This is a genomic window from Kiloniella sp., from assembly GCF_965205715.1.
Taxonomy (GTDB): domain Bacteria; phylum Pseudomonadota; class Alphaproteobacteria; order Kiloniellales; family Kiloniellaceae; genus Kiloniella.
Map to the genome: position 1 here is coordinate 981,306 of NZ_CBDBHW010000014.1, position 25,698 is coordinate 1,007,003.

Here is a 25,698-nt window from a genome sequence, read left to right on the forward strand (position 1 = left end):
TTAAGGCAGCTTACACACCTTTCCATTTAATTTCGAGCAATTTGCTCATATTTTCCTGATATAGTTCCATTGAAGACGAAAAACAAACCAAATGGACAGAATGATGCACAAATTGCCCAAACTATCCGAGCGATACATAGACCCAAACACCTACCCACCCGGCGTGGCCTATATGGACGGGCAGTATTTAACGATGGACAAGGCAAGCATATCGGTTCTGGACTACGGCTTTCTGCACTCTGATGCCACCTACGACGTGGTTCATGTATGGAAAGGCGCATTCTTTAGGCTCGAGGATCACCTAAATCGCTTCTTCCGGGGGATGGATCTGCTCCACATGTCTATTCCTTATGACAAGGAACAAGTAACTGAAATTCTGCACAATTGCGTGGCTTTGTCCAGGTTACAGAACTCCTATGTTGAGTTCATCTGCACACGCGGTACGTCCCCTGATTTCAGCCGGGACCCACGCAATGCAATTAATCGTTTTATCGCCTTTGCCATTCCCTTTGGTTCGGTCGCAAACCAGGAACAGAAAGAGCGTGGCTTACATATCGCAATCACAGACACGGTACGCATCCCTCCTCCATCAGTTGACCCAACGATCAAGAACTATCATTGGCTGGATTTGGTAAAGGGACTTTACACAGCGTATGACCAAGGGGCTGAAACCGCCCTTCTTTTGGATAGCAATGGAAACATCGCCGAAGGTCCAGGGTTTAATATTTTTGCGACAAGAGACGGCGTGGTCTCTACTCCTGAGTTTGGCGTGCTGCGCGGAATTACCCGCCAAACCATATTTGATCTTTGTGATGCGATGCATATTAAATGTGTGGAGCGCGACATCTCCCCCAAAGAACTTAAAGAAGCAGATGAGGTCTTCATCACTTCTACCGCTGGGGGCGTCATGCCTGTTTCCAAAATTGATGACATGCCAATTGGAGAGGGCTCCGTTGGTATATTATCAAACCGGATTAATGAAGCTTATTGGCAGATGCACGAGAACGCAAAAAATCGTATCGCGATCAACTATCCAATTATAAATGAAGTGGTTGATTGATGTTAACCCAGGAAAGATTGAGCGTATATGGCGAGAAAAAACGCGAATACTCCCACCCAACCAATCACTTTGATAAAGCCATTAAAATTGCCAAAGATCTAGATATCGACAATACAACACTTGCGACTATTCTTTGCATGTCAGAGGCCATTATATTCCAACACAAAAATGGTGACCCCGTCTCAACATTATCGGATAAAAGTCATCACTTATTACTTTTGCTCATTGATGTTCACACCTATCTGAATTCCATAAGTAATGGAGATATTTCATTTGAAAGACAATGGATCAAAATGGAGAATGATTATCTCGGTGAAGCACCAATCTTAATAATGAGATTTCCAAACGGCCTTGATAAAATACTCGAATATCTAAAGAACAGATCGCCGTCCTTGAACAGGGTCACTCTTTAAGAAAGCTATATAATTCAGCGCCCCTCATATTAATTTCCTGAGTGAGCTCGCCCCTTCTAGGCTTTAGGTTCTCTGCGCTCTCTTACTCCTATCTCTCTGATTAAAATTCACGTCAGGGAAAGAATAATCCCTATTGAGAACCGGAAAACGCTCAACAGCGTTTGGGATACTGGATGCATTGGCGAAGTGCTCTTGAAACCTTGGCTCAATAGCGGTTTCAACCTTTTGTATGGTGTGAACAGAACTTTCTATTTCTGTGCGGGACTTCACATTTAAAAGCGCAATACGAGCACTTGTGCCCGCAGCGTTACCGGCCGATACGATGTTGTCCAATTTACAATTTGGGATCATACCAAGGAGCATAGCGTGCTGCGGGGAAATATGAGCACCAAAGGCCCCCGCAAGAACAATACGGTCAACACTATCTATGTGAAATTTATCCATAAGCAGGCGTATACTAGAGAAAAGAGCCGCCTTCGCCATTTGAATTTCTCGAATATCTTGATTGGTGATGGTAATGCGCCGATCGTCCTTCTTGGATAGATCACCCCACACATGGTAAGTAAAAGTACGCCCTTCTTTCACACAACGCTCTGTGCCCACGTCCTCTGGTGAACCAATCAATCCTCCGCTATCAACGATCCCGGCCAACCGCATCTCGGCAACCATTTCAATAATACCAGACCCACAAATACCGGTTATGCCCGTTGAGGAAATAACCTCTTGAAAACCGGCTTCATCCGACCAAATATCAGACCCAACCACACTAAATCTAGGTTCTTTAGTTATCGGGTTAATTCGGACACGTTCTATTGCCCCCGGTGCCGCACGCTGTCCACAAGAGACCTGAGCCCCCTCAAAGGCTGGCCCAGTAGGTGCCGAGCAAGCTAAAATCTTATTCTTGTTACCCAATATGATTTCAGCATTGGTCCCGACATCGACGACTAAAGTAAGTTCCGAAGACTTCTCAGGCGCTTCTGAGAGCAATACCGCCGCAGCATCTGCCCCGACATGGCTCGCAATGCTTGGTAGGATGTAAGCTCCCGCCTGAGGGTGAATTGGCAAATCCAAATCTTTAGCCAACAGATTAACCGCCCGGGACGTTGCCAAGGCAAAGGGCGCCTGCCCGAGCTCAAACGGGTCAATCCCTAAATACAGATGGTGCATAACTGGATTACATACAAATACGACCTCGATCACCTCGAGCGGATCTATTTTTGCTTGTTCAGAGATTTCGCTCAAAAGAGCATTTACCCCCTCCTTAGCCGCTTCGCTCATCTCGAGGTCACCGCCCTCGTTCATCATTGAATAACTCACGCGGCTCATCAAGTCTTCGCCAAATCTGATCTGCGGGTTCATTATACCTGAGGAATCTAGAATATCTCCGGTAGTAAGATTACAAAGGTGCGCAGCAATGGTCGTGGATCCTAGATCTATCGCGATACCAAACAATTCTCTGTTGTACAGACCCGGCCAAACATGAACCAGCCTTGGCGGCTGATTGTGCGTGCCCAGTCGAATGGCGCACGTCACTTTCCATTCCCCTTTACGCAGGGCGGGTTGTAAAATTCTGAGTAAAAAGAGATCCGACTGAATGTTCTCAATTTGCCACTGATCCCGCAGGGCCTCAGAAAGCCTCTCCAAGTCGCCAGAGGGGTCATGCATATCAGGTTCGCTGACAACAACATAAAAGAGCTTTGTCGCAGGATCTATCTCTATATCACGTGCCTCAGCACGTTTGCGTACGACCTGCTTGTGGGTTTGACTTTCAGGCGGAACATCAACGACCACGTCGCCAGAAACGAGGGATTGGCAACCCAAGCGACGTCCATCCAGCATACCGCGTTTATCTTTATAACGCTGCTCTATGACATTCCATTCAGACAGCGCATCATCACCAACAAAGATACCGTGCTTGGGGAACTCACCATAGGATGGGGTTACCTGACACTTAGAACAAACTCCCCGACCGCCACACACACTATCAAGATCGACCGCAAGTTGTTGAGCAGCAGCAAGCAAGGATGTCCCCATCTTGAAATACCCACGCTTACCAGAAGGCGTAAAAATGACCAGTGGATCAGGGTTCATTTCGAGTATCCTATTTTAAGTATTTTGGGCTCGATAAAACTCTAACTGAAAGGTGACTTCTCCGGTTACGCGCACATGGTGGGGAACCTCTGGCTCGATCAAAGCAAAATTTCCCGCATCAACCCTAAGGACATCTTCTGGCGTGTCTTCCAAAATATAGTCTATGGAACCCCTCGTTACGACAGCCTTTGCCCAGACACCCGGCTTGGTTTTGTGGTTTCTCTGTAAACCTTCAGGCACCGTGTCTTCATTAAAAACAGATGTTTCACTGTATCTGACCAGATTATTTGGGAATGTGTTCAACATGGCTTTTCGGACCTCCCGACCATTGTATGAAAAAGAATTAGACTGCCAGCTATAAGTGACAGGCATTTGATAATCTCGGCTCCGACAAAACTAATATGGAGCAGACGATTTGCAGGTATCATTTGTCCCGCAATGATATTAATTGTCCGTTCATCAAGGGCTGGCATCAATAACCATTCCTGAACCATGAAGATCACCACAGGAATGCCAAGGATCAAAAACAAAGCCCGCCCCGATATAACAACGAGCAATAAGATCAGAATAACGAAAACCCATTGCGACGCCCCCAACCAGTTAAATTGCGCCTGGCCAATCTGGAGCAGAGTACTCACAGGAAGGCTCGCCGCTTGAAATTTGGCCGGTGCAGCGATCAAGTTCCCTCCCAAAGACAAACCTGCCCACAGAAAACCCAGAGCAATTATCATTGTATGGCGTATACGCATCTAAAAGCCCTTCCTTTATTTGAGTTCCAGAATTTCGGTCTCGATGCATCAAGAATTAAATTGTAAATTAATAACATGTAAATTATATACATCTTAAAAAAATTACATGTCAATATTACGCCCAGAAACCAAAATACAACTTCTGCCATCACAGAATCTCAGCCGTATTGGCGTAATTCGCTAAATGGCTCTATTCCAAGAAAATTAATGGCTCTATCCCTGGAAAAAGAAAGCAAGTAAGACAAAGATACTTGTTGATAGATCACCCAGAGCATCACCCGCGCTCCACCCCCACTTGTTAGGAAACAATCATGACGCTCTTTAACGGCCTCTCCGCCTTCCCGATCACCCCGACCGACACACAGGGCCGGGTAGATACTGATACACTTTGTCAGCTGTTGGATCGTCTCGTGAAGGCCGAGGTCAACTCGATCGGATTACTTGGAAGCACGGGCGGTTATGCCTACCTGACACGATCAGAGCGCAAGCGCGCGACGACAACCGCGGTTGAATTCCTGGACGGGCGGATACCTTTGATTGTTGGCGTCGGGGCGCTCAGAACGGATGAAGCACAACATTTGGCCAGGGATGCACAAGAGGCTGGTGCAGATGGATTGTTGCTTGCGCCGGTTTCCTACACGCCTCTAACGGAAGAAGAAGTCTATCAGAATTTTGTTGCTGTTGCCGGGGCAACCACCCTCCCCCTTAGCATCTACAACAATCCAGGCACGACCCATTTCACATTCTCTATTGCCCTGCTGGAACGCCTTTCGCAGGTCGAAAACATTGCCGCAGTGAAGATGCCGTTACCCGGAGATGATGCTTTTGAAGCAAATCTTGCACAACTGCGTAACAATACCCCAAATGACTTTGCCGTTGGTTACAGCGGAGACTGGGGTTGCGCCGCAGGCCTTCTCGCCGGAGCAAACACTTGGTACAGTGTTGTCGGTGGCTTGTTCCCCGTTCAAACCATGAAATTGACAAAAGCTGCGCAAGCTGGCGATGTAGCTGAAGCCCAACGTATAGACAGCTTCTTCCAACCGCTCTGGGCCCTCTTCAAAGAGTTCGGCAGTGTGAGGGTCGTTTATGCTGCGGCTAATATCTTATCGCTCTCAAATGCTTCACCCCACCTGCCTATCCTGCCTTTAAGCGCCGCAGACCAAGAACGGGTAGCAATGGCCATCAAAACCTTGGAAAAGTTGGATGAAACCATTAAAACAGCTACCACGTTTTGAAGTATGGAAAACACCATCGCTAAACCGTAGTTTTATTGGATTAAGGCGTTTCGATATTCATAGAGTTGATCATTTCATCCCGGCGTTGAAGGGCGGTTTCGGCAGCATCGCCGAGCCTTGTTGCAACGCCGTTTATCAGGCTCTCAACGCAAAAAGCAAAGGTGGTGACACTGTTGGAAAGAAAGCTGGTTTGGTGGGGAACCAGAATGGTGTGGCTGGCAAACTCTACCAAGGGGGAGCTCGCGCGGTCGGTGATGACGATGGTGTTCATCCCGGATCCATGCGCCGCCTTACAGACGTCGATGACCTGTTTGGAATAGGGGCTACAGCTGAAAACCACCAGCACGTCGTCTTCGGACATTCCGGCAAGCCCCTCGGCGGTACCAAGACCTGGCGCATCGAGCAAGTTCACATCAGAGCGGATCATGCCCAGCCCGTAACTCAAAAACATTGCCATGGAGAGGAACTGGCGAATGGCATAGATCCTCACCCGTGGCGCATCCGCAAGAAGCTTTAAAGTTTGATCAAATTCAGCCTGATCGAAGGTACTGGCGAAATACTCAATGTTCTTTTTGTTTTCGACAGCAAGTTGGTTTACCCGCTCAGATATATCCGAACCACCTGCCTGTAAGGCCTGTTGTGCTTGCCGGGTGTAGAATGCCGGAACCGGCGACAGACTTTCGCTGAGAAGAGTGTTGCGAAAATCGGTAAATCCGCCATAGCCCAGATTGCGGGCCAGACGGGTTAGCGTCGAAGGGTTGATATTCAGGCGTTCAGCCAGTGTTGTGATCTTCAACACCGACTGATCAGCCCCAAGCTCGAGTATCTGCCCCAGAGCGCCAGCCGCTTTAAAGCCCAGATTAATAGAGCTCTTACCCTGTTTTATTTCAACCAGAAGGGCACGTAACTGCTCTGCCGTTTGTGGCGGCATTGGCATCCGAACATCATTGTTTTCATTAGCTTTCATACAACAATTTTATTGACGCTCCGGCATGGAATGTCCAGCTTATTTTTGATGCCGATATTTCAAAAACGGCGGAGGCGATGGTATTTTCATTATCGGGATCATCCTCATCCCGCCGCCAAATTGGCAGGCAGTGTTCAGCCCGATCCCGTAGGATTTCAAAGGGTTTTGTATTGCCCTTAGCAATCAAGTAATTACCATGACTTTGTCGATCCCGAGAAGAAGCGGTAATGATTTGCTTCTGATGAGCTTCTCCCCCCAACACCGCATGATTGGCATGGAGGGCTGGGGTCTCAACTTCCATTTCACAGTAACTGCCACCGCCAAACTCAATGGAAAGAAGGCGACGATCATCTTTTTGTGCAAGGGTATAGTGGAAACCGCCACTTATCGGCGCCTCTTTTAACAACTGACGGACATTATCTATCTTCTGACACCCAAGCATGGCCCGTCCAAGCACCATCCGTGGTATTTCAGCTTTAACGTCTGTCAGCCTGAGGTTATTGGCGGTTAGCGCCATGCCACTACCCGTTATGGCAAAGGTATGCCCAGGGATGGATCCGGGGTAACAAAAGGACGTAAAGACATCCTCGCCCATGACCTCGGCAATAAAACAGGCACCATCAAAGAAAGGCAGGCCATCTTCATTATGAGCAACGATGATTTTACCTTCATCGGACGATCGGGGAATTTGAACTGTCGTGCAGCCATCAGCCGTGTCAGATAAAAGATCTCCCCGGCAATTCCAGGCAAAGACCTGATCAAACGACAGATCCAAACCATCTGCCAAGCCTGTGATCTCGTCATAAATTTCAGGAAAAAGATTTTGCGTTGTCGTTGCCATGCGCTCAACAGCAAGCTGATGCTCATGAGAGACAACCTCTTTCCACAAATCACACTTTACGAGATGCCTGTGCACAGCCTCTTTTCCCTTTTGGCCTAGCGCATAGCCGATCTCGTAAGGCGTACCCGTTACTTTAAGCCAGCCTAGCTCAACAACATCAATTAACATGAACCAGAAAATCCTTTAGGCGATCACTTGGTGGATTGGCGATAATATCACGGGGCGGTCCGTCAACGGAAATCTTACCGTGCTCCATATAGATCAAGCGCGTACCGACCTGTTGAGCAAAGCCCATTTCGTGGGTTACCACCACCATGGTCATACCCTCTTCGGCAAGCTGGTTCATCACGTTGAGAACCTCTTGCTTTAACTCGGGATCCAACGCAGACGTTGGCTCATCAAACAGCATCACCTTTGGCTTTACGGCGAGTGCGCGGGCAATGGCGACACGCTGTTGCTGACCACCGGATAACTCACTGGGTGTATGATATGCCTTTTCGGCCAGGCCAACCTTCTTAAGCAGCTCCATCGCTTCTTCTTCTGCCTGTGCCTTAGAAACACCTCGGGAGCGACGCGGTCCAAAAGCCACGTTTTCAAGTGCCGTCATCTGCGGAAAAAGATTGAACTGCTGAAAGACCATACCCGCTTCTTTGCGGATATTTATCAAAGTGGATTTGCCTTCGGTAACGCTCAAGTTATCAACACGCAAATCCCCACCAGAAATTTCTTCCAGACCATTGATGCACCTTAACAAGGTCGATTTTCCTGAACCGGATGGCCCGATAAGGACAACCACTTCCCCCTGCTCGATATTAAGATCAACCTCTTTCAGAACAGTGAGGGATCCAAATTCTTTGGTAACAGCTTGAAATTCAATAATACTCATAGGATCCTCATACGCTTTTCAATCATACGAAGGCTTAAGGTCATTAACCCCGTCATGATGAGATAGAACACTGCAACAGCCGTCCAGATCTCAACGGCGCGAAAGTTCGCCGCCATTATTTCCTGACCTGTTCGGGTCAGTTCTCCGACCCCGATCACAATAAAGAGGGAGGTATCTTTCAAGCTCACAATGAACTGATTACCGAGAGGCGGGATCAGGCGACGGAAAGCAACCGGCCCCACAATATAGACCAGCACTTTCCAATAGGGCAGACCAAGGGCCAGCCCCGCTTCACTCAAGCCTCTGTTAATGGACAGGAAGGCCCCGCGGACAATCTCAGCGATATAGGCACCAGCGTTAAGGACAATTGCCAGAACCGCCGCGGCAAAGGGATCAATCCGTATGTCCATCAGCACCGGCAGGGCAAAATAAAGGAACATCACCTGTACGACGATGGGGGTCCCCCTGATGACTTCAATATAGGCAAAGGCTATTGAATTTAATAACTTATTACCATAGGCCCGCATCAAGCCAGCAATCGTTCCGAGGATCATCCCACCGATAAGGCCCGAAAGAGTGATGATCACCGTGACTTTGGCACCGTTGATAAGCTCTGGGATAAATCCCACAATTATCGACCAATCGATTTCCATATCAAACCACTATGTTAGAGAAAAAGGACAGGCTGCATAACGCAGCCTGTTAAGTGATGGTCTGGTGCTTAGTTAGCAGGCGCAGCACCGAACCATTTTTCATAGATCGCATCATAACGACCATCTGCACGCATTGCGGCCAAGGCTTTGTTCACCGGGCCAACCAAGTCGCTGCCTTTTGGAAATCCAATGCCATATTGATGGGCTTGCATTTGCTCACCCACGGCCTTCACTTTGCCATTGCCTGCATTCTTGATGTAATACAAAACATTCGGGGCACTTCTCCGCTTTGTTGAGTAGATTTAGGATTTCAAATAGAGCATAGATTGATTATCTGGAATGGATGATTGTCTAATTTTGAGTTTGAAGTATTCGGTATCCTTGATGCCTCTGGCTCGCTTACGGATCATTCCTATACTGACATTACCAGCCTCTATCCTGGCGCTTGTGAGCTTGTGTTTGGCGTAGTTGCAGATGCCCACACAATGTTTCCGTAGGGATTTCGCGAACTTTTTTAGATAGAGCATCTGTGACTGATCTGCTATCAGGCACCAACGTTCCAGTTGCTCCGCCATCGCCTCAAATGAAGCGGCACTCCACAGCAGCTGAAGCTGTTCTTTCAAGACGTAAAGTGCATTCAGGTTGCTATTGCTCTCCAGCAACCTTTGCAGCTTGTCACTTTGTTTTTCACTCAACTTATCCGCATTTTTGAGCAACAGATAATGTGTCCCTTTCATCAACTCTTTACCACTTGGATCGGCCTTTCTGAACTCAAGTCGACGCTGATTATGGATAGCTTTGCTGTAGTTTTTCATGACGTGGAAACGGTCAAATACTATGTCGGCCAACGGCAAGGACTCTCTGACAGCCTTTTGGTAGGCAGGCCCCATATCCATCGCTACGGCCTTTATTTTGCAGGCTGTATCTGGTTGCAGTTGTTTCAAAAACCTTGAAAAAACCTCGGCAGTTCGGCCTGCTTCAACCCAGATCAGATGACCGCCAACCATATCGTAGACCACCGTCATGTAGTCATGACCTTTCGCCCGGGCAACTTCATCTACACCAATATATTCCAAGCCAGTTAGCTCTGCAGGATCAAGCGTAGGGAGAGTTTCAATAAGGTATGCCCTGTCGATATTCTTGACCGTTTCCCATCGTATATCCAAATGTCTGGAAACCGCTTGAATAGACATATGCCGACATAATCCACTGATCAGTCGGCAAAATCGGTGAGTGAAACGGCACCCTTTATCAACAAAATCACACCCCTCAATGCGGCGTTCGCCCTTGTTAATATAAACCTGCGCCAGCTCAATCTCGACCACACAAGGATACCCAAAAAGGGGGATGTCGTTTACTTGTCGGCGGACATGCTGGTTGATGCTTCCCTTCTGGCCTGTAGCAGGGTCTATAGCCCTCCTACGCGCGTCTCGGCTGCAGTGAATGACAATCTTAACACCGCCGTCATCCAGTTTAATTTCATTTACACGTTGCCCTTTGAGGCCTAAAATATGCTGCGAGATGTTGATTGTCATATACCTGCTCTATGTAAAGTTATCAGAAACCATACATATCAACAGGTTACTTGGCGGTCGGCATCTTTTTCTACTCAACAAAGCGGAGAAGAGCCAAAAGGGCACTTCTCCGCTTTGTTGAGTAGATTTAGGATTTCAAATAGAGCATAGATTGATTATCTGGAATGGATGATTGTCTAATTTTGAGTTTGAAGTATTCGGTATCCTTGATGCCTCTGGCTCGCTTACGGATCATTCCTATACTGACATTACCAGCCTCTATCCTGGCGCTTGTGAGCTTGTGTTTGGCGTAGTTGCAGATGCCCACACAATGTTTCCGTAGGGATTTCGCGAACTTTTTTAGATAGAGCATCTGTGACTGATCTGCTATCAGGCACCAACGTTCCAGTTGCTCCGCCATCGCCTCAAATGAAGCGGCACTCCACAGCAGCTGAAGCTGTTCTTTCAAGACGTAAAGTGCATTCAGGTTGCTATTGCTCTCCAGCAACCTTTGCAGCTTGTCACTTTGTTTTTCACTCAACTTATCCGCATTTTTGAGCAACAGATAATGTGTCCCTTTCATCAACTCTTTACCACTTGGATCGGCCTTTCTGAACTCAAGTCGACGCTGATTATGGATAGCTTTGCTGTAGTTTTTCATGACGTGGAAACGGTCAAATACTATGTCGGCCAACGGCAAGGACTCTCTGACAGCCTTTTGGTAGGCAGGCCCCATATCCATCGCTACGGCCTTTATTTTGCAGGCTGTATCTGGTTGCAGTTGTTTCAAAAACCTTGAAAAAACCTCGGCAGTTCGGCCTGCTTCAACCCAGATCAGATGACCGCCAACCATATCGTAGACCACCGTCATGTAGTCATGACCTTTCGCCCGGGCAACTTCATCTACACCAATATATTCCAAGCCAGTTAGCTCTGCAGGATCAAGCGTAGGGAGAGTTTCAATAAGGTATGCCCTGTCGATATTCTTGACCGTTTCCCATCGTATATCCAAATGTCTGGAAACCGCTTGAATAGACATATGCCGACATAATCCACTGATCAGTCGGCAAAATCGGTGAGTGAAACGGCACCCTTTATCAACAAAATCACACCCCTCAATGCGGCGTTCGCCCTTGTTAATATAAACCTGCGCCAGCTCAATCTCGACCACACAAGGATACCCAAAAAGGGGGATGTCGTTTACTTGTCGGCGGACATGCTGGTTGATGCTTCCCTTCTGGCCTGTAGCAGGGTCTATAGCCCTCCTACGCGCGTCTCGGCTGCAGTGAATGACAATCTTAACACCGCCGTCATCCAGTTTAATTTCATTTACACGTTGCCCTTTGAGGCCTAAAATATGCTGCGAGATGTTGATTGTCATATACCTGCTCTATGTAAAGTTATCAGAAACCATACATATCAACAGGTTACTTGGCGGTCGGCATCTTTTTCTACTCAACAAAGCGGAGAAGAGCCGCTATTACCAACTCATCAGAGCAAGCGGCAAAATGGATCTATCCAGATGATAAAGCCCGTTATTGTGAAGAAAAAGAACAAGCGGTGAAACGAGGCGAAGATTTTGATATTGAATACAGGATATGCGCTCGTGATGGGGTAACCCGGTATGTACGGAAAATTGAAAAACCGATCTTTGCCAAGAGCGGCATCCCTTTACAATATAAAGTCGTTGTTCAGGATATTACGACCCGTAAAAACACTGAGGTCGCTTTGCGTAAGGCAAAACAAGAGGCCGAAGCCGCGAACCAGACCAAAACAGAATTTCTGTCAAATATGAGCCACGAATTACGCACTCCCCTCAATGCCATCATTGGTTTTTCTGAAATCATTAAAAGCGGGGCTTTCGGGGCGATCGAAAGTCGATATCAGGAGTATGCAAAGGATATTAATACTTCCGGCCAGCATCTCCTGTATATCATATCTGATATTCTCGACATATCGAAAATCGAGATTGGGGAATTCGACATTGTCAAAGAGCAGTTAAATCTGGAAGAAATATTTAGTATTTGCAAAATGATGGTCGGCGACCGGGTTCAAAGAGAGGGATTGTCTTTAAGCTTTGAAATAGCTCTTAACCTCCCCAAGCTCTACGCCGACCCCTTGAGAGTAAAACAGGTTCTGGTCAACCTGCTCACCAATGCCATCAAGTTCACGCCTTCTGGCGGGAAAATTCAGGTATCCGGAGCCGGGACTGATGATGGCGGAGTATCCTTGATCGTTCGGGATACCGGGATCGGAATTGACAAAAAAGACATGCCCCGGGCGTTAGAGCGTTTTGGACAAATCCGTGATGGTCACATGCGGGCCCACGAAGGTGCAGGCCTCGGACTGGCCTTGTCCAGGTCCCTGATGGAATTACACGGTGGCAAACTGGAAATTGAAAGTGAGCTTGAAAAAGGAACAACAGTCACGGCGACTTTTCCCCCAGCCCCTCCTCTGAAATAAACGTTAATCAGTTCAAGAAATTATAACCGAAATAATCAGGAAAAGCTTCCGTTCTTGGTACCCTGACAAAACGACATAGAAAAAACCAAGTAGGAAAAAGATTACACGTTGGTAAGAAAGAAATCGAGAAAGACAATGAAAACAATTAGTTTGTGGATTTTCATCAACGTCATATTAACCCTGTTTAATCATCAGGCCTACAGCAGGGATTTCATTATTATTGCCAACCCTCAAGAGCCTTATAAATTCAGAGAAGAGAACACCAACAAAGGCATTGATGTTGAAGTCATTGATATTGTGATGAAAAGGCTCGGTGTTCCCTATAAAATTATTTTCATAAAATCTGATGCACGTATCCAGCAAGAGGCTCGAGAAGGCAACGCGGATATGTTGCTTCTGTTTTCAAAGAAAAAATCCCGAGCGGAATATCTGATCTATCCAGAAGAATCTTATGTGAATATTACTTGGAATTTTTTTATTCGCTCGGAAGACAAAGGCAAAATCAATTTTGAAACACTTGAGGATCTCCGAAACATTCCCATCGGTGCCACAGTTGATATTTCCTATACCCCTGAATTTCATCAGGCAGGGCTCAATCTAGAAATGACCACACGCAATGATCTGCAAATCGGAAAGTTGCTGTTAAACCGTTTTGACGCTGTGCCTATGAACACAATCAGTACTCTCTATGAAGAGAAAAAAAAAGGTAATCTTGATAGAATCACTTATCTGCAAAAGCTTTGAAATCAAAGCCCTACTACAATGTCTTTCCCAAAGCCTCTACGTATCCCGATGCATCTGAACTTATCAAAAAATACAGTGCTATCATCAAAGAACTAAAAGCCGACGGTACCATCGACGCGATCTTCAAAAAATATCTTGGGGAATAACCCCTACCCCCGCATAAAGTTAACCAACCAGCCCGCTATTTCGTGGCGGTCGTTCTCCTTACCCAGAGTTCCAATCGCGCGATCAACTGCTGCGGGGCCGATTTTATCGCGGCGAAGTTGGAGGAGATCGCGACCGTAGTCGTGGCTCATTTCCGGGTGGGGTTGCAGGCTTAGGATGTGGTAGTTGATTTGCAGCATGGCGTTGGGGCAAAACGCATTTCCAGCCAGGACTTGCGCTCCGGGTGGTGGAGTGATGACCTGGTCCTGGTGAGTGGCGAAAATACTAAAGCCTGTTTTAACTTTGTTCTCGGCGTCTCTGTCCATCCAATCCATCGGTTGATTTACCACATAGTTGTGCACACCAATGCCCCAACCCTTGCCCGACTTTTCCACCTCACCACCAAAAGTATCGGCGAGCAGCTGGTGGCCAAAACAGATACCCAGTAACGTTTGCTTTTCATCAGCAGCGTTGCGCAAGAACCCCTGCAGCTCTCTCATCCAGTCAGGACGGTCATAAACGGCATCGGCTGATCCCGTAATCACATAGGCATCACAGCTATTGGCTCGAGAGGGAAGTTCTCCTTCGAAAGCTTTGAAATCACTATAGGAAAGGTTGGGATCAACAGCAGAAAACAAAGACTTGAAATCGTCAAGATTATGGCCGTGTTTGTGCTGCATTTCCAAGGGAGTAATCCCGCACTCCAACATTCCAATCCGCATAGGCATTACATTTCCTTAAAGGACATCAACTGAGATAAAGATGTCCCCTCCGACTTAAATTTTCAAGCCATACAATAGCTCTGGAGAGCCATCCCGATACAAAGCTCTTCACCCAGAGGATCGCGATCCAGAGCGAGATTATTTAACACCAAAGCAACTCCCCATGCCTTTAACGGCTTCATTTAAAAGCACTTCTTATCCATGTCATTATGCTGGTATTTTTTTATCGACGTGTCCGGGATGAGGCTATATAAATCACATACTATTTTCGTAATTGTATACTATTTATTAGAAGCAAGTTTACGCATGAATAAAGAATTTAGGGTTTCCGGTTTAACCAACAGGGCTCCCCTCCCCAGCAATTGGGGCATGGAAAATACCGGAAATAGCGATATCCCAACATCTGTAGTCGCAACTTTACGGAACCATATCCTGCTCGGTGAAAAGGCCGCCGGAGAAAAGCTCAACCAGGAAGATATCGCCCAGGAATTAAACGTAAGCCGGATCCCTGTGCGCGAAGCTTTTAAGACTCTTCAAGGCGAAGGTCTGGTGCGCATAGAGCCCTATCGCGGAGCCTGGGTGCGCAGCTATTCTGAAAAAGATGTACGCGATGTCTATGATATGCGCATGGTGCTGGAGCCGATGGCCCTCACGCTTGCCTTTGACAACCTGACCAAGACGGACCTTGGTGCCGCCGAAGATATCCTTATGAGCATGGATTATCGCAATGACATCCTGGAATCTTCAGAAAAAAACTGGGATTTCCATGCCACCCTTTATCGCCCCTGTGACCGCGAACACCTTATGGAAACCCTTGGGAAACTACTAACCGCCAGTCAGCATATGACCATTATTGGTTGGGCCCACGACAGGCGTTTTGATAAATCCCAGCGTGAACACTATTACATCCTCGAAGCCTGCCAAAAGGGCGACCTGAAACAGGCCGTTAAACAGGTCAAACACCACACCGAGGCCGCCATGCTATCAACCCTCACGGCATTGAGGAAAAGCAAGAAAATCTAGAGAGATTAAGCTTTGATAAAACCTTAGCGTAGAAGTGAAATACCTCGGAAACAAACCTAAGTAAAATTACTAGGAAAGTATCCTTCACGTTAAGAAATAATAAATATATTCTACATAACATCCAATGTATATTAAAGATCGAGTTTGGCTCTGGTATTGGACGCTAGGATAACAGAAAAGATGACGTTTTTTTTCCAGCTTTTAATAGCCGATTGATCTCGGGAAAGAATGCAGAAGCGGGTGATTTATAGTGGGTACAAATCTGAATATTTTTATGTCTGTGTATTTTTATTAAACAATTAAAAAATATCAGTTAATTCGAAATGAGTGCGATTTGAATAAGTATTATGACTTGCAGGACATCGATTTTTTGATCGTCGATGACAATCTGGTTATGCAGCAAATTTTAAAGACAATCCTCCGGTCTTTTAACGCAAGAAATCCTCGGGTTGCATCAAACCAGGAAGAGGCTATTGAAGCACTCAGCCATAAATCTGCTGACATCGTCATCATCGATCTGGATATATCGCCCCAATCCCGGGTCGATCTTCTCAAGGCCCTTCGAACAGAAGAGACGAGCCCGGCCCCCTTCACCCAAATAATTGTCATAACGGCCTTTCCAGAAAAAGAACATGTAACGCAAGCACGCGACCATGGTATGAACGAATTTCTCGCCAAACCACTCTCCCCCGCGGGGCTCTACCAAAAAATCAGCCGCATTATCGCCCACCCGCGGCCCTTTATCCGCCTAGAAGGATATACTGGCCCGTGTCGGCGCCGGAGACGGCCGGATGGTTCGGTCCCGGAAGACAGCCGGAGAAGCCAGAACATCACCTTTATTCCCGATGACACCTTCCCCTGGAACCGCGATTTTAAAATGATTTCTCTATAGTTTTTTAACCCGGAAGAGATCAAAAGCTAACCAGATAGCTCGCCTGTCAGACCGCTGACCAGATCGCGAGTTCATTGCCGTTAGGATCTTCAAAGTGAAAACGTCTTCCACCGGGGAAGTCATAGGGTTCCTGTTTGATCGTACCGCCTTCTTTCTTCACTTTGGAAAGAATAGCCTTGAGATCATCACTGTATAACACGATTAACGTGCCCGGTTGGGTTAAGGGGCGGTCACTTTCTCCGTTAAACCCGCCTTCAAGGCCCGCGCCTCTAAAGCTGATATAACGGGGGCCCCAGTCTTCAAACTCCCAGCCAAAGCAGTTTTGATAAAACGATTTGGTCCTTGCCTTATCCCACAACAGAAACTCGACATAATTGATTTGATTGTTTGCGTTCATAGCATTGCTACCTTTCCCCGATTATTTTCCAAACAAGCAACAAACCAGATATTGCTCGTCATCTCCTAAAATAACCGCGTTTTATTTTTGAGATAATGCTCTATTATCAAAACAACTATTCCAAATTTGGAAGAATATAATGAACTATAATTCCATGGTTATCTTTACCCATGTGGTCAGGTCCGAGAGCTTCACGAGGGCCGCGAAAGAGCTTGGCATGCCCCTATCCACAGTCAGCCGAAAGGTATCGGAACTCGAAGCTGATCTGGGAATTAAACTGTTGGATCGAACAACCCGTTCTCTGAAACTCACCGAACGGGGAAAGGTGTATTACCAGAACTGCCAGCAAGGGGTCGATGCCTTTAACTTTGCCAATCAAAGCCTCCGACAAAGCCGCACGGAAGAACACGGCCTGCTCCACATTTCAATTGCCCCCAATATGGCTGAACCGCTTTTTCTTCCCATGATCAAACTCTTTCAAAGCCGTTTTAAAGGGGCCAATGTCAGAGTTTCTATTTCTGAACGTTTGTTGGATTTTGTCGAAGACGATCTCGATTTATCCTTCCGTGTTTCCCCACCGGAAAACCCCAAGCATGTCGCGGTTACCCTCTTGAAACACCACCACGCAATGATTGCCGCGCCCGGTTACCTTGCGGCAAACGGTGAGCCTAAACACCCAAAAGATCTATCCAGCCATTCTTTAATTGGCTTTGGTCTTCATAATCAGCCTGAATTGATTTGGTGCTTGAAGGACAAGGATAAACTATATGAACATCGCTTCATCCCAAAGTTAGAGATCAACGACTATGCGGATGTTTTAGAGGCTGCGCGCCTTGGTCTCGGTATTGCTGAGGTGCCCTCTATTCTCGCGCAGCAATCCATGGCAGAGGGAAAGGTTGTGCGGATCCTCCCGCATTGGACCTTTCCAGAAATAACCCTCTCCGCCGTACATCAAGGCCCTCAAAGCCTCTCTCACTTGGCCAGGTTATTTCTGGATATTTGCAAAGAACAATTCCGCCTTAAAAAGCACGAACTCACTTTCCACTGATTGCCCCCTAAAGAATAAAACCTTACTTATCCGTCGGATAGGCCGTGCCTTCGTCTTGCGATGTCGCCGCGGCAGAGGCATGACGGTGCAGCCATTTCCACACACCATCTATCCGCGAGAGAGATACCGTCCAGCGGATCGGAACCGTAATGGCCTGGCCGTCAAAGATCAGATGAATGGACAGGGTGATGGCAACAACCGCGCTGTCACCAACAATGGTGATCTGCTTCCAATGCCATTCAAACTGGTTCGCTGTGGCTTCTGCAAAGTTGCGATCGAAAACCTCTCTTATCGCCGCGGGCCCGGCACAAAGCTCATCCGCCCCGGTGCCAATAAGGGAAATACTGTCATCATCGGCAAAAATCCGCATCAGGCGATCGGTATCCTTGGCACAATAGGCCGCCGAATATTCCTCTAACGTCGCCATAACCTTATTTTGTTCTGACACCCTGTTCCCCCTAAATTCATCTTTTTTTGATTTCGTTTAAAGCATTGCCCGTAATCCTACACAAAAGCTACTAAAAGGTAATCATTAAGCATTAAGTAAAAGCTCGCAAAACGAAAGGGGTTATCAGGTAAAATTATGAGATAAATTTCCTAGGTAAAATTACTTGGTATTTTATTGTGAGTATAATTTGAATAAGTACTATGACCTGCAAGAAACCCTCATATTGCTTCAAACTAGGAAGTGGCTCTTGAGGAACTCAGCCTAAAACCAGCTGACATCGCGATCATTGATCTCGATATTTGGCCTCAATCGCGGGTCGACCTATCAAAACCATACGAACAAAAAAGACTAGCCCAGCAACTTTTCTCGCCATAGCTATACCAAGCTCTATCGGCGCTGGAGATGGCCGAACGGTTCAGTCCCTCACGTCAGCCGAAGGGGCAAGAATATTACATTTATTCCTGATGACACCATCCCCTAGGATCGTGATTTTAAAATGATTTCTCTGCAGTTAAACTGGCTTGCTGATCAACACTTAAACTCCAGCTAAATTTACCAAAATTGTTTCCATTTGGACCTTTAAAAGAAAAGCTCCATCAAAACTCTTTTTAGTTGAAAATAATTTCAAAATTACTAACTTAGACCAACAATATTAGCTATTAATATTTGAAACTAATTTACAAAGAGATTTTTATGCCTGCTAAAATTAATCTTGATGCGATGATCCCGCGAGCAGACTTTGCTGCACAATCAAACGAAGACTCATCTGTTGAGAAAATTCAATCGATATCAGTAGAGCAACTAACTCAAAATTCTATGCTTGTACATCGTTTAAGAAAGCCTGACTTTCAACGTGAGACCAATCATTGGAGTATTGAACAATTGTGAGCGTGACGTTAACCCCATCTTTTTGAGTTAAGTCGCAGCAAGTATGCTTCATTTTTTCCTTATGAATGGAGTAGCTTAATGTCCTCAGTTGATCAAAAATTATCGCCTACAGAAATTCAGTGGCTGTCTCATACGCGTATCTGTGATCAGAGTGGACTTGGGATGAAAGCTTATGCCGAGGCCCACGATCTTGATCTGAAGGATTTTTACCACCATAAAGGTGAACTGGTTAAGAAAGGTCTTTTTGCTGTTACAGGTGTGGATGAAAATTTGCATCGGGTTTTATCTGGTTCAGAAGATATCCCAGTACGACTGCATTGCCTGGTTATCTTGCGCAACGGGCTTGAAGTTAACTGGCCTGTGTCGGGCCGGACATCAGATCTGACATCCATTGTTAATGCCCTTGAAGGTGTCTGATGCGCCGACCTTCGGATGCTTTGCCTGTTATTTATCTTTGCGCGAAGCCTGTGGATTTTCGCAAAGGGATAAATGGCTTGTCCATTCTTGTAGATGATATCCTGAGCCTTGACCCATTTTCAGGTCATCTCTTTGTTTTCAGCAATCGCCTAAGCAACAAGATAAAAATGTTGTATTGGGAAAAGAACGGATTTTGTATGTGGCAGAAGAGCCTTGAAAAGGATCTATTTTCATGGCCTGTTCATTTGAGCAAAGGAGCCCTGATTGAGCTCAATGGCAGGCAACTGAACTGGCTTCTGGATGGTGTTGATCTTCGCCATGTGAACGAGCATAAATCTGTGAATTACTCGGCAATATATTAAATATTTATAGTACTTTATACTATTTTGGTGAGTATAAATTTGCTATACTCCGGCTATGTCAAAAGCGCACTCCAACCTCCTGGAAAGTAATGAAGAATTGCGGGTATTAAACCGTGGGCTTCATGCGCGTATTGATATTCTTGAAGAGCAAAACAGGTTGTTGCGGCATCAACAGTTTGCCCCCTCCAGTGAGAAGTCAGTCCCTGAACAACAGGGCCATTTGTTTGATGAAGCTGAGGAAACGGCTGAGGATGGCACCGAGACAGAAGACGACATTGGGGAAATTGCAGTTCCAGCTCACACTCGTAAAAAAGGTGGGCGCCGTTCTTTGTCTGAAGACTTGCCTCGTGTCCGGATTGAGCACGATATCCCAGAAGAACAAAAGCTTTGCGCCTGCGGGTGCGGCCTCATGTCCAGGATCGGGGAAGAAGTCACCGAGCAGCTTGATATAATTCCCGCTAAAATACAGGTGTTACAGCATGTGCGCTTCAAGTACGCCTGTAAATCATGCGAAGAAGGCGTAACAATTGCACCTCTGCCGCCACAACCCATACCAAAAAGCATCGCATCCCCAGGGTTGCTGGCTTACATCGTAACGGGAAAGTATGTGGATGGCCTGCCCCTCTACCGTATGGTACCTGTTCTGAACCGCTCCGGGATTGAGTTTAACCGGACATTACTCTCCCGGTGGGTGATCAAATGTGGCGATCTGGTTCAGCCCCTGATCAATCTGTTTACTGATCACCTTTTAAACTACGATATCATTGCTATGGATGAGACCGGGGTTCAGGTGCTGAAAGAACCAGGGAAAAAGCCTCAAAGCAAATCCTACATGTGGGGACAAAAAGGTGGGCCTCCGGATCAGCCGGTCATTCTATTCCACTACGATCCATCCAGGGGAGAGCACGTGGCAAAGGGATTGCTGGAAGATTACACCGGTTATCTTGTCAGTGACGGGTATCAGGTCTATCTGAATGTGACATCCGACAGCACAATCGTTGGGGTTGGCTGCATGGCTCACGTTAGACGCAAGTTCAATGATGTCATCAAGGCACTAGAGAAATCCAAAAAGCGAAAACCTGGTCTCGCCGACCATGCTATGAAAGCGATCAGGAGCTTATACCGTATAGAGAAACTGGCCAAAGACATGAGCAATCACGAACGTCAGAGATTGCGTGAGGAAAAGGCCAAACCAATCCTTGAAGACTTGAGAGAGTGGATCACCAAAGTTATATCGACGACCCCGCCGACATCGTTACTTGGTAAGGCTTTGCACTATATCGACAAGCAGTGGCCGAGGCTCATTCGCTACCTTGATGATGGCCGTCTACCAATTGATAACAATGAAATGGAGCGCGTAATCAAACCATTTGTTATAGGAAGAAAAAATTGGTTGTTTTCAAACTCCCAGAACGGGGCAAAGGCCAGTGCAAATCTCTACGGCATAGTGGAGACGGCTAAGGCTAACGGCATCGAGCCATATTCTTACCTACGACATATTTTTACTGAGTTACCAAAGGCTCAAACCGTCGAAGACTTCGAAGCTTTGCTACCCTGGAACGTCGACAGAAACAACGTAACACCTTTCATCAGGCAAAAGAACCTGTAGTTAACGTCACGCTCACGAACAATTAATAGTTTTTCTAAAAAGCTATTTAGACAATGAACTAGTGCCTTCCGCTATATTATGGCAATCACCAACATATGTTTTTGTAATCGATGGAGGACATAGAATAAGCGCCCTTCGCGCATGGGTTGAAGATGATTACGGTGACGGCCCTATTTCACAAAAATTTTATGGCTCTTCTCCGCTTTGTTGAGTAGAAAAAGATGCCGACCGCCAAGTAACCTGTTGATATGTATGGTTTCTGATAACTTTACATAGAGCAGGTATATGACAATCAACATCTCGCAGCATATTTTAGGCCTCAAAGGGCAACGTGTAAATGAAATTAAACTGGATGACGGCGGTGTTAAGATTGTCATTCACTGCAGCCGAGACGCGCGTAGGAGGGCTATAGACCCTGCTACAGGCCAGAAGGGAAGCATCAACCAGCATGTCCGCCGACAAGTAAACGACATCCCCCTTTTTGGGTATCCTTGTGTGGTCGAGATTGAGCTGGCGCAGGTTTATATTAACAAGGGCGAACGCCGCATTGAGGGGTGTGATTTTGTTGATAAAGGGTGCCGTTTCACTCACCGATTTTGCCGACTGATCAGTGGATTATGTCGGCATATGTCTATTCAAGCGGTTTCCAGACATTTGGATATACGATGGGAAACGGTCAAGAATATCGACAGGGCATACCTTATTGAAACTCTCCCTACGCTTGATCCTGCAGAGCTAACTGGCTTGGAATATATTGGTGTAGATGAAGTTGCCCGGGCGAAAGGTCATGACTACATGACGGTGGTCTACGATATGGTTGGCGGTCATCTGATCTGGGTTGAAGCAGGCCGAACTGCCGAGGTTTTTTCAAGGTTTTTGAAACAACTGCAACCAGATACAGCCTGCAAAATAAAGGCCGTAGCGATGGATATGGGGCCTGCCTACCAAAAGGCTGTCAGAGAGTCCTTGCCGTTGGCCGACATAGTATTTGACCGTTTCCACGTCATGAAAAACTACAGCAAAGCTATCCATAATCAGCGTCGACTTGAGTTCAGAAAGGCCGATCCAAGTGGTAAAGAGTTGATGAAAGGGACACATTATCTGTTGCTCAAAAATGCGGATAAGTTGAGTGAAAAACAAAGTGACAAGCTGCAAAGGTTGCTGGAGAGCAATAGCAACCTGAATGCACTTTACGTCTTGAAAGAACAGCTTCAGCTGCTGTGGAGTGCCGCTTCATTTGAGGCGATGGCGGAGCAACTGGAACGTTGGTGCCTGATAGCAGATCAGTCACAGATGCTCTATCTAAAAAAGTTCGCGAAATCCCTACGGAAACATTGTGTGGGCATCTGCAACTACGCCAAACACAAGCTCACAAGCGCCAGGATAGAGGCTGGTAATGTCAGTATAGGAATGATCCGTAAGCGAGCCAGAGGCATCAAGGATACCGAATACTTCAAACTCAAAATTAGACAATCATCCATTCCAGATAATCAATCTATGCTCTATTTGAAATCCTAAATCTACTCAACAAAGCGGAGAAGTGCCAATTTTATACTGGAAAAATCCCTGAGGTACAAAGAAAGTTAGCTCAAAAAGTCAGAACCAGAATTGCGAAAGAAATTGGTACATTTGCAAGCCTTAGATCCGCAATATTAGAACCAGATCAATATTCTGACGAAACATTAAAACGCCGAGCGCGTAACTCTGCCACACGTACACTTTCTTTACAATGGGTTGAAGGAGATGCAGGAAAAGCAGAAACCTCATTTTTCAAAATCAACACACAAGGTACTCCTCTGGATAAAACCGAAGCAAGGCTTCTAAGAGAACGACAAAAACCAATTGCCATCGCCGCAAGATCAATTGTAAGAGCAGGTACTGGGCATAAATATTGGTCAAGGTTTGAAAATTCTAATAAATTAGAAATTGAAAAAGCTGCGCTTGAGCTTAATAACTTTTTGTTTCAACCTGAGTTAAAAGAACCAATCAAAACACTTGATCTTCCACTTGGAGGGCAAGCATCGCCGATTGGTGCCTTGAATTTATTAATGGATTTTATTGAAATAGCCGCAAGTGAAAAAGACAAGCCAAAAGAACAATGGGCAATAAATACTGATGACGAAGATGGGTTAAAAACTGTAGATGCTTTAAAGAAGTGTATGAGAGTTATGAAACGGGTAACCGGGAACGAGCCTGGTAGTATGGGATTACACCCTGCAGTATATTTTTACAATCACCGAGGAAAACATAGTGACTATTTATTTTTAGCTGTTGTATCTTTATTTTCTGAGGCCTTACAAAACAATGACACACTTTTTTTTAAGAAATTTTCTAATTGCCGACACACGCTTGAGGAATTTTTGGTTCGAAATAAAGCAGTAATAAATCAATCAATTATTCAAATAGGTAGCTCATCAAGAGTCAATAGATTGAAAATTATGTTCAAAGAATTAATTACTTCTTTTACGAATAAAGAAGATATTAATGTAGAAAAACTCCTTTCTATTCTGAAATTAGAGGGGAAGCTTGTAGCGGCAGAACTACAGAATGCAACCAAGGCTTTTACTAAAGAATCAAAATCTGCAATATACCTAAAACAATCACTGGATAACGCTGTTTCTTGCCCTATATGTAATGGCTATATCGATAGCACTAGATCACTTTCTTATGATCATATAGAGCGTGTTCGGGAAGGTGGGACGGGCACAATAGAGAATGGTCAGATAACTCATCCATACTGTAATTCTGCCATAAAGAATTAACAGCAAAAGAACAAATTGAGAACAAAAATCATTTGCCACTTACGATTCCGGGAATTATAAGAGACATAATGTCAAAATAATTCCCAGAGAACAAAACATGGATGATCTTAATTTTAAGGAACTGAGAGAAAGAAATGGCTTATCTATAGAAGAAGCCGCCAACTTTTTCAGAGTTTGCACAAAAACAGTTCGCCGTTGGGAAAGTGGTGAAACAACACCTCGAGCCACAGACTTATTTGTACTGCAGGCATTGATTGACCAGAAAATAGAAACAAACAAAATTAATAAACCCGAATTCACCTTTATTGATTTATTCGCAGGCATAGGCGGTATTAGAAAGGGATTTGAATCTGCTGGTGGAAAGTGTATTTTCACAAGTGAATGGAACGAATATGCCCAGAAAACCTACAAAGCAAACTTTCCAGATGATCATGACATTGTAGGTGATATCACTCAAATAGAAGCTTCAGATATTCCTAGCCATGACGTACTTCTTGCTGGTTTTCCCTGCCAACCCTTTTCTCTGGCAGGAGTTTCCAAAAAAATCTCTCTTGGAAGAGAACATGGATTCATGGATAAGGCCCAAGGCACACTTTTTTTTGACGTTCTTAGAATTCTGAAACATCATCGTCCTGCTGCATTTTTACTAGAGAATGTCAAAAACCTTAAAAGCCATAATAAGGGTGATACATTTGCAACCATCATCGGTGCGCTCGAAAACGAACTTGGTTACAAAATCAGTTACCGGGTAATTGATGGCAAAGGTTACGTACCTCAGCACAGGGAACGTATCTTCATTGTCGGCTTCAAGGAAGATACCAGTTTCGACTTTGACAAGCTAGATTTCGCCCCCCCTGACAAGGGACCTGTTCTTTCATCAATTCTTCACCATGAATCCGAATATCCCGAAGAGCAATATACGTTAAGCCCTGCTCATTCAGGCGCTAACGCTAATTCACACGTAAATGCTAAATACACTCTTTCTGAAAAGCTTTGGAGCTATTTAAAAGCATATCGAGCTAAACACAAAGCTAAAGGTAACGGGTTTGGATATAGCCTGAATACACCGAATGAAAAAGCTCGAACCCTCTCAGCTCGATATCATAAAGACGGAAGTGAAATCCTTATTGCACAGGAGGGAAATAGACCACGAAGGCTAACACCACGTGAATGCGCACGATTGATGGGCTACGATAAATGCAACCAAGAGCCAATGAAAATTCCGGTTTCGGATACACGGGCTTATCAACAATTTGGAAACTCGGTTGTCGTTCCCGTAATTGAAGATATCGCACGATACATGAAGCCACATATCGTGAGCTTACTCGCCACTAGTAAAAACTTGAAACAGAAAGCTGCTGAATAAAAGC

General features: G+C 45.7%; 31 protein-coding genes. 17 read left to right on the top strand and 14 right to left on the bottom strand.

Annotated features, from left to right (window positions below; genetic code table 11):
• Positions 1-103: 103 nt before the first annotated feature.
• Positions 104-1,060 (top strand): aminotransferase class IV, encoded by a 957-nt coding sequence (locus tag ACOGW3_RS21560; RefSeq protein ID WP_419904832.1) that lies wholly within the window; start codon positions 104-106, stop codon positions 1,058-1,060.
• On the top strand, positions 1,060-1,473 hold the full coding sequence (locus ACOGW3_RS21565; RefSeq protein WP_419904833.1) for a hypothetical protein: 414 nt from the start codon (positions 1,060-1,062) through the stop codon (positions 1,471-1,473). Before ACOGW3_RS21560 ends, ACOGW3_RS21565 begins: the two co-directional genes overlap by 1 nt.
• 63 nt (positions 1,474-1,536) lie before the next feature.
• On the opposite strand, the gene ACOGW3_RS21570 is transcribed toward ACOGW3_RS21565, so the two are convergent.
• From ACOGW3_RS21570 to ACOGW3_RS21580, 3 genes are read right to left on the bottom strand one after another with little or no spacing between them, the layout of a single operon-like run.
• On the bottom strand, positions 1,537-3,564 hold the full coding sequence (locus ACOGW3_RS21570; protein ID WP_419904834.1) for an ASKHA domain-containing protein: 2,028 nt from the start codon (positions 3,562-3,564) through the stop codon (positions 1,537-1,539).
• 15 nt (positions 3,565-3,579) lie between these two features.
• Positions 3,580-3,870, bottom strand: a complete 291-nt coding sequence (locus ACOGW3_RS21575; RefSeq protein WP_419904835.1) for a DUF1971 domain-containing protein — start codon at positions 3,868-3,870, stop codon at positions 3,580-3,582.
• Complete coding sequence (locus ACOGW3_RS21580) at positions 3,864-4,244, bottom strand: hypothetical protein (RefSeq protein ID WP_419904836.1); 381 nt, start codon at positions 4,242-4,244, stop codon at positions 3,864-3,866. Before ACOGW3_RS21580 ends, ACOGW3_RS21575 begins: the two co-directional genes overlap by 7 nt.
• Positions 4,245-4,624: 380 nt before the next feature.
• Here ACOGW3_RS21580 and ACOGW3_RS21585 point away from each other — a divergent pair, with 380 nt between their 5' ends.
• Positions 4,625-5,548, top strand: coding sequence for a dihydrodipicolinate synthase family protein (locus tag ACOGW3_RS21585; protein ID WP_419904837.1), 924 nt, complete (start codon positions 4,625-4,627; stop codon positions 5,546-5,548).
• 40 nt (positions 5,549-5,588) lie between these two features.
• Here the strand turns inward: ACOGW3_RS21585 and ACOGW3_RS21590 are convergent, their stop codons facing one another.
• From ACOGW3_RS21590 to ACOGW3_RS21615, 6 genes are all read right to left on the bottom strand, one after another.
• On the bottom strand, positions 5,589-6,515 hold the full coding sequence (locus ACOGW3_RS21590) for a MurR/RpiR family transcriptional regulator (RefSeq protein WP_419904838.1): 927 nt from the start codon (positions 6,513-6,515) through the stop codon (positions 5,589-5,591).
• Positions 6,505-7,524 carry a C45 family autoproteolytic acyltransferase/hydolase gene (locus tag ACOGW3_RS21595; RefSeq protein ID WP_419904839.1) on the bottom strand — a complete coding sequence of 340 codons (1,020 nt, stop codon included), beginning with the start codon at positions 7,522-7,524 and terminating at the stop codon, positions 6,505-6,507. Before ACOGW3_RS21595 ends, ACOGW3_RS21590 begins: the two co-directional genes overlap by 11 nt.
• Positions 7,514-8,236, bottom strand: coding sequence for a glutamine ABC transporter ATP-binding protein GlnQ (glnQ, locus tag ACOGW3_RS21600; protein WP_419905971.1), 723 nt, complete (start codon positions 8,234-8,236; stop codon positions 7,514-7,516). Before glnQ ends, ACOGW3_RS21595 begins: the two co-directional genes overlap by 11 nt.
• A gap of 2 nt (positions 8,237-8,238) precedes the next feature.
• On the bottom strand, positions 8,239-8,895 hold the full coding sequence (gene glnP / locus ACOGW3_RS21605) for a glutamine ABC transporter permease GlnP (protein ID WP_419904840.1): 657 nt from the start codon (positions 8,893-8,895) through the stop codon (positions 8,239-8,241).
• A gap of 68 nt (positions 8,896-8,963) precedes the next feature.
• On the bottom strand, positions 8,964-9,161 hold the full coding sequence (locus tag ACOGW3_RS21610) for a transporter substrate-binding domain-containing protein (protein ID WP_419904841.1): 198 nt from the start codon (positions 9,159-9,161) through the stop codon (positions 8,964-8,966).
• A 36-nt stretch (positions 9,162-9,197) separates the two neighbouring features.
• On the bottom strand, positions 9,198-10,430 hold the full coding sequence (locus ACOGW3_RS21615; RefSeq protein ID WP_419901077.1) for an ISL3 family transposase: 1,233 nt from the start codon (positions 10,428-10,430) through the stop codon (positions 9,198-9,200).
• Here ACOGW3_RS21615 and ACOGW3_RS21620 point away from each other — a divergent pair.
• The gene (locus tag ACOGW3_RS21620) at positions 10,417-10,551 is read left to right on the top strand and encodes a hypothetical protein (protein ID WP_419904111.1); all 135 of its coding nucleotides are present in this window, start codon (positions 10,417-10,419) and stop codon (positions 10,549-10,551) included. The genes ACOGW3_RS21615 and ACOGW3_RS21620 overlap by 14 nt on opposite strands.
• A 6-nt stretch (positions 10,552-10,557) precedes the next feature.
• Here ACOGW3_RS21620 and ACOGW3_RS21625 read toward each other — a convergent pair whose 3' ends face one another.
• Positions 10,558-11,790 (bottom strand): ISL3 family transposase, encoded by a 1,233-nt coding sequence (locus ACOGW3_RS21625; protein WP_419901077.1) that lies wholly within the window; start codon positions 11,788-11,790, stop codon positions 10,558-10,560.
• On the opposite strand from ACOGW3_RS21625, the gene ACOGW3_RS21630 reads away from it, so the two are divergent.
• From ACOGW3_RS21630 to ACOGW3_RS21640, 3 genes are all read left to right on the top strand, one after another.
• Positions 11,777-11,935 carry a hypothetical protein gene (locus ACOGW3_RS21630; protein WP_419904842.1) on the top strand — a complete coding sequence of 53 codons (159 nt, stop codon included), beginning with the start codon at positions 11,777-11,779 and terminating at the stop codon, positions 11,933-11,935. The two genes, ACOGW3_RS21625 and ACOGW3_RS21630, sit on opposite strands and share 14 nt — an antisense overlap.
• Positions 11,922-12,872 carry an ATP-binding protein gene (locus ACOGW3_RS21635; RefSeq protein WP_419905972.1) on the top strand — a complete coding sequence of 317 codons (951 nt, stop codon included), beginning with the start codon at positions 11,922-11,924 and terminating at the stop codon, positions 12,870-12,872. Before ACOGW3_RS21630 ends, ACOGW3_RS21635 begins: the two co-directional genes overlap by 14 nt.
• Before the next feature lie 135 nt (positions 12,873-13,007).
• Positions 13,008-13,616: a substrate-binding periplasmic protein gene (locus ACOGW3_RS21640; protein WP_419904843.1), complete on the top strand. Its 609-nt coding sequence runs from the start codon at positions 13,008-13,010 to the stop codon at positions 13,614-13,616.
• A 149-nt stretch (positions 13,617-13,765) separates the two neighbouring features.
• Here ACOGW3_RS21640 and ACOGW3_RS21645 read toward each other — a convergent pair whose 3' ends face one another.
• A complete protein-coding gene (locus ACOGW3_RS21645; RefSeq protein ID WP_419904844.1) occupies positions 13,766-14,488 on the bottom strand; it encodes a glutamine amidotransferase-related protein in 723 nt (240 codons plus the stop codon).
• A 300-nt stretch (positions 14,489-14,788) separates the two neighbouring features.
• Here ACOGW3_RS21645 and ACOGW3_RS21650 point away from each other — a divergent pair, with 300 nt between their 5' ends.
• The gene (locus tag ACOGW3_RS21650; RefSeq protein ID WP_419904845.1) at positions 14,789-15,505 is read left to right on the top strand and encodes a GntR family transcriptional regulator; all 717 of its coding nucleotides are present in this window, start codon (positions 14,789-14,791) and stop codon (positions 15,503-15,505) included.
• A gap of 334 nt (positions 15,506-15,839) precedes the next feature.
• On the top strand, positions 15,840-16,397 hold the full coding sequence (locus ACOGW3_RS21655) for a response regulator (protein WP_419904846.1): 558 nt from the start codon (positions 15,840-15,842) through the stop codon (positions 16,395-16,397).
• A 46-nt stretch (positions 16,398-16,443) separates the two neighbouring features.
• Here the strand turns inward: ACOGW3_RS21655 and ACOGW3_RS21660 are convergent, their stop codons facing one another.
• Positions 16,444-16,794 carry a VOC family protein gene (locus ACOGW3_RS21660; RefSeq protein WP_419904847.1) on the bottom strand — a complete coding sequence of 117 codons (351 nt, stop codon included), beginning with the start codon at positions 16,792-16,794 and terminating at the stop codon, positions 16,444-16,446.
• A 139-nt stretch (positions 16,795-16,933) separates the two neighbouring features.
• Between ACOGW3_RS21660 and ACOGW3_RS21665 the strand changes: the two genes are divergently transcribed.
• Positions 16,934-17,842: a LysR family transcriptional regulator gene (locus ACOGW3_RS21665; protein WP_419904848.1), complete on the top strand. Its 909-nt coding sequence runs from the start codon at positions 16,934-16,936 to the stop codon at positions 17,840-17,842.
• 22 nt (positions 17,843-17,864) lie between these two features.
• On the opposite strand, the gene ACOGW3_RS21670 is transcribed toward ACOGW3_RS21665, so the two are convergent.
• Complete coding sequence (locus ACOGW3_RS21670) at positions 17,865-18,290, bottom strand: nuclear transport factor 2 family protein (RefSeq protein WP_419904849.1); 426 nt, start codon at positions 18,288-18,290, stop codon at positions 17,865-17,867.
• A 693-nt stretch (positions 18,291-18,983) separates the two neighbouring features.
• On the opposite strand from ACOGW3_RS21670, the gene ACOGW3_RS21675 reads away from it, so the two are divergent.
• The 4 genes from ACOGW3_RS21675 (at position 18,984) to tnpC (ending at position 21,566) form a co-directional block, all read left to right on the top strand.
• On the top strand, positions 18,984-19,178 hold the full coding sequence (locus ACOGW3_RS21675) for a hypothetical protein (protein WP_419904850.1): 195 nt from the start codon (positions 18,984-18,986) through the stop codon (positions 19,176-19,178).
• A 78-nt stretch (positions 19,179-19,256) separates the two neighbouring features.
• Positions 19,257-19,595 (top strand): hypothetical protein, encoded by a 339-nt coding sequence (locus ACOGW3_RS21680; RefSeq protein ID WP_419902248.1) that lies wholly within the window; start codon positions 19,257-19,259, stop codon positions 19,593-19,595.
• On the top strand, positions 19,595-19,957 hold the full coding sequence (gene tnpB / locus ACOGW3_RS21685) for an IS66 family insertion sequence element accessory protein TnpB (RefSeq protein WP_419901186.1): 363 nt from the start codon (positions 19,595-19,597) through the stop codon (positions 19,955-19,957). The genes ACOGW3_RS21680 and tnpB overlap by 1 nt, the downstream gene beginning before the upstream one ends.
• A 55-nt stretch (positions 19,958-20,012) precedes the next feature.
• Positions 20,013-21,566 (top strand): IS66 family transposase, encoded by a 1,554-nt coding sequence (gene tnpC / locus ACOGW3_RS21690; protein ID WP_419902249.1) that lies wholly within the window; start codon positions 20,013-20,015, stop codon positions 21,564-21,566.
• A 170-nt stretch (positions 21,567-21,736) separates the two neighbouring features.
• Here tnpC and ACOGW3_RS21695 read toward each other — a convergent pair whose 3' ends face one another.
• The gene (locus ACOGW3_RS21695; RefSeq protein ID WP_419904851.1) at positions 21,737-21,865 is read right to left on the bottom strand and encodes a hypothetical protein; all 129 of its coding nucleotides are present in this window, start codon (positions 21,863-21,865) and stop codon (positions 21,737-21,739) included.
• Between ACOGW3_RS21695 and ACOGW3_RS21700 the strand changes: the two genes are divergently transcribed.
• The 3 genes from ACOGW3_RS21700 (at position 21,852) to dcm (ending at position 25,694) form a co-directional block, all read left to right on the top strand.
• The gene (locus ACOGW3_RS21700; RefSeq protein ID WP_419901077.1) at positions 21,852-23,084 is read left to right on the top strand and encodes an ISL3 family transposase; all 1,233 of its coding nucleotides are present in this window, start codon (positions 21,852-21,854) and stop codon (positions 23,082-23,084) included. The genes ACOGW3_RS21695 and ACOGW3_RS21700 overlap by 14 nt on opposite strands.
• Positions 23,085-23,524: 440 nt before the next feature.
• The gene (locus tag ACOGW3_RS21705) at positions 23,525-24,328 is read left to right on the top strand and encodes an HNH endonuclease (protein WP_419904852.1); all 804 of its coding nucleotides are present in this window, start codon (positions 23,525-23,527) and stop codon (positions 24,326-24,328) included.
• Positions 24,329-24,425: 97 nt separating this feature from the next.
• Complete coding sequence (gene dcm, locus ACOGW3_RS21710; protein WP_419904853.1) at positions 24,426-25,694, top strand: DNA (cytosine-5-)-methyltransferase; 1,269 nt, start codon at positions 24,426-24,428, stop codon at positions 25,692-25,694.
• The last annotated feature ends 4 nt before the right edge of the window (positions 25,695-25,698 follow it).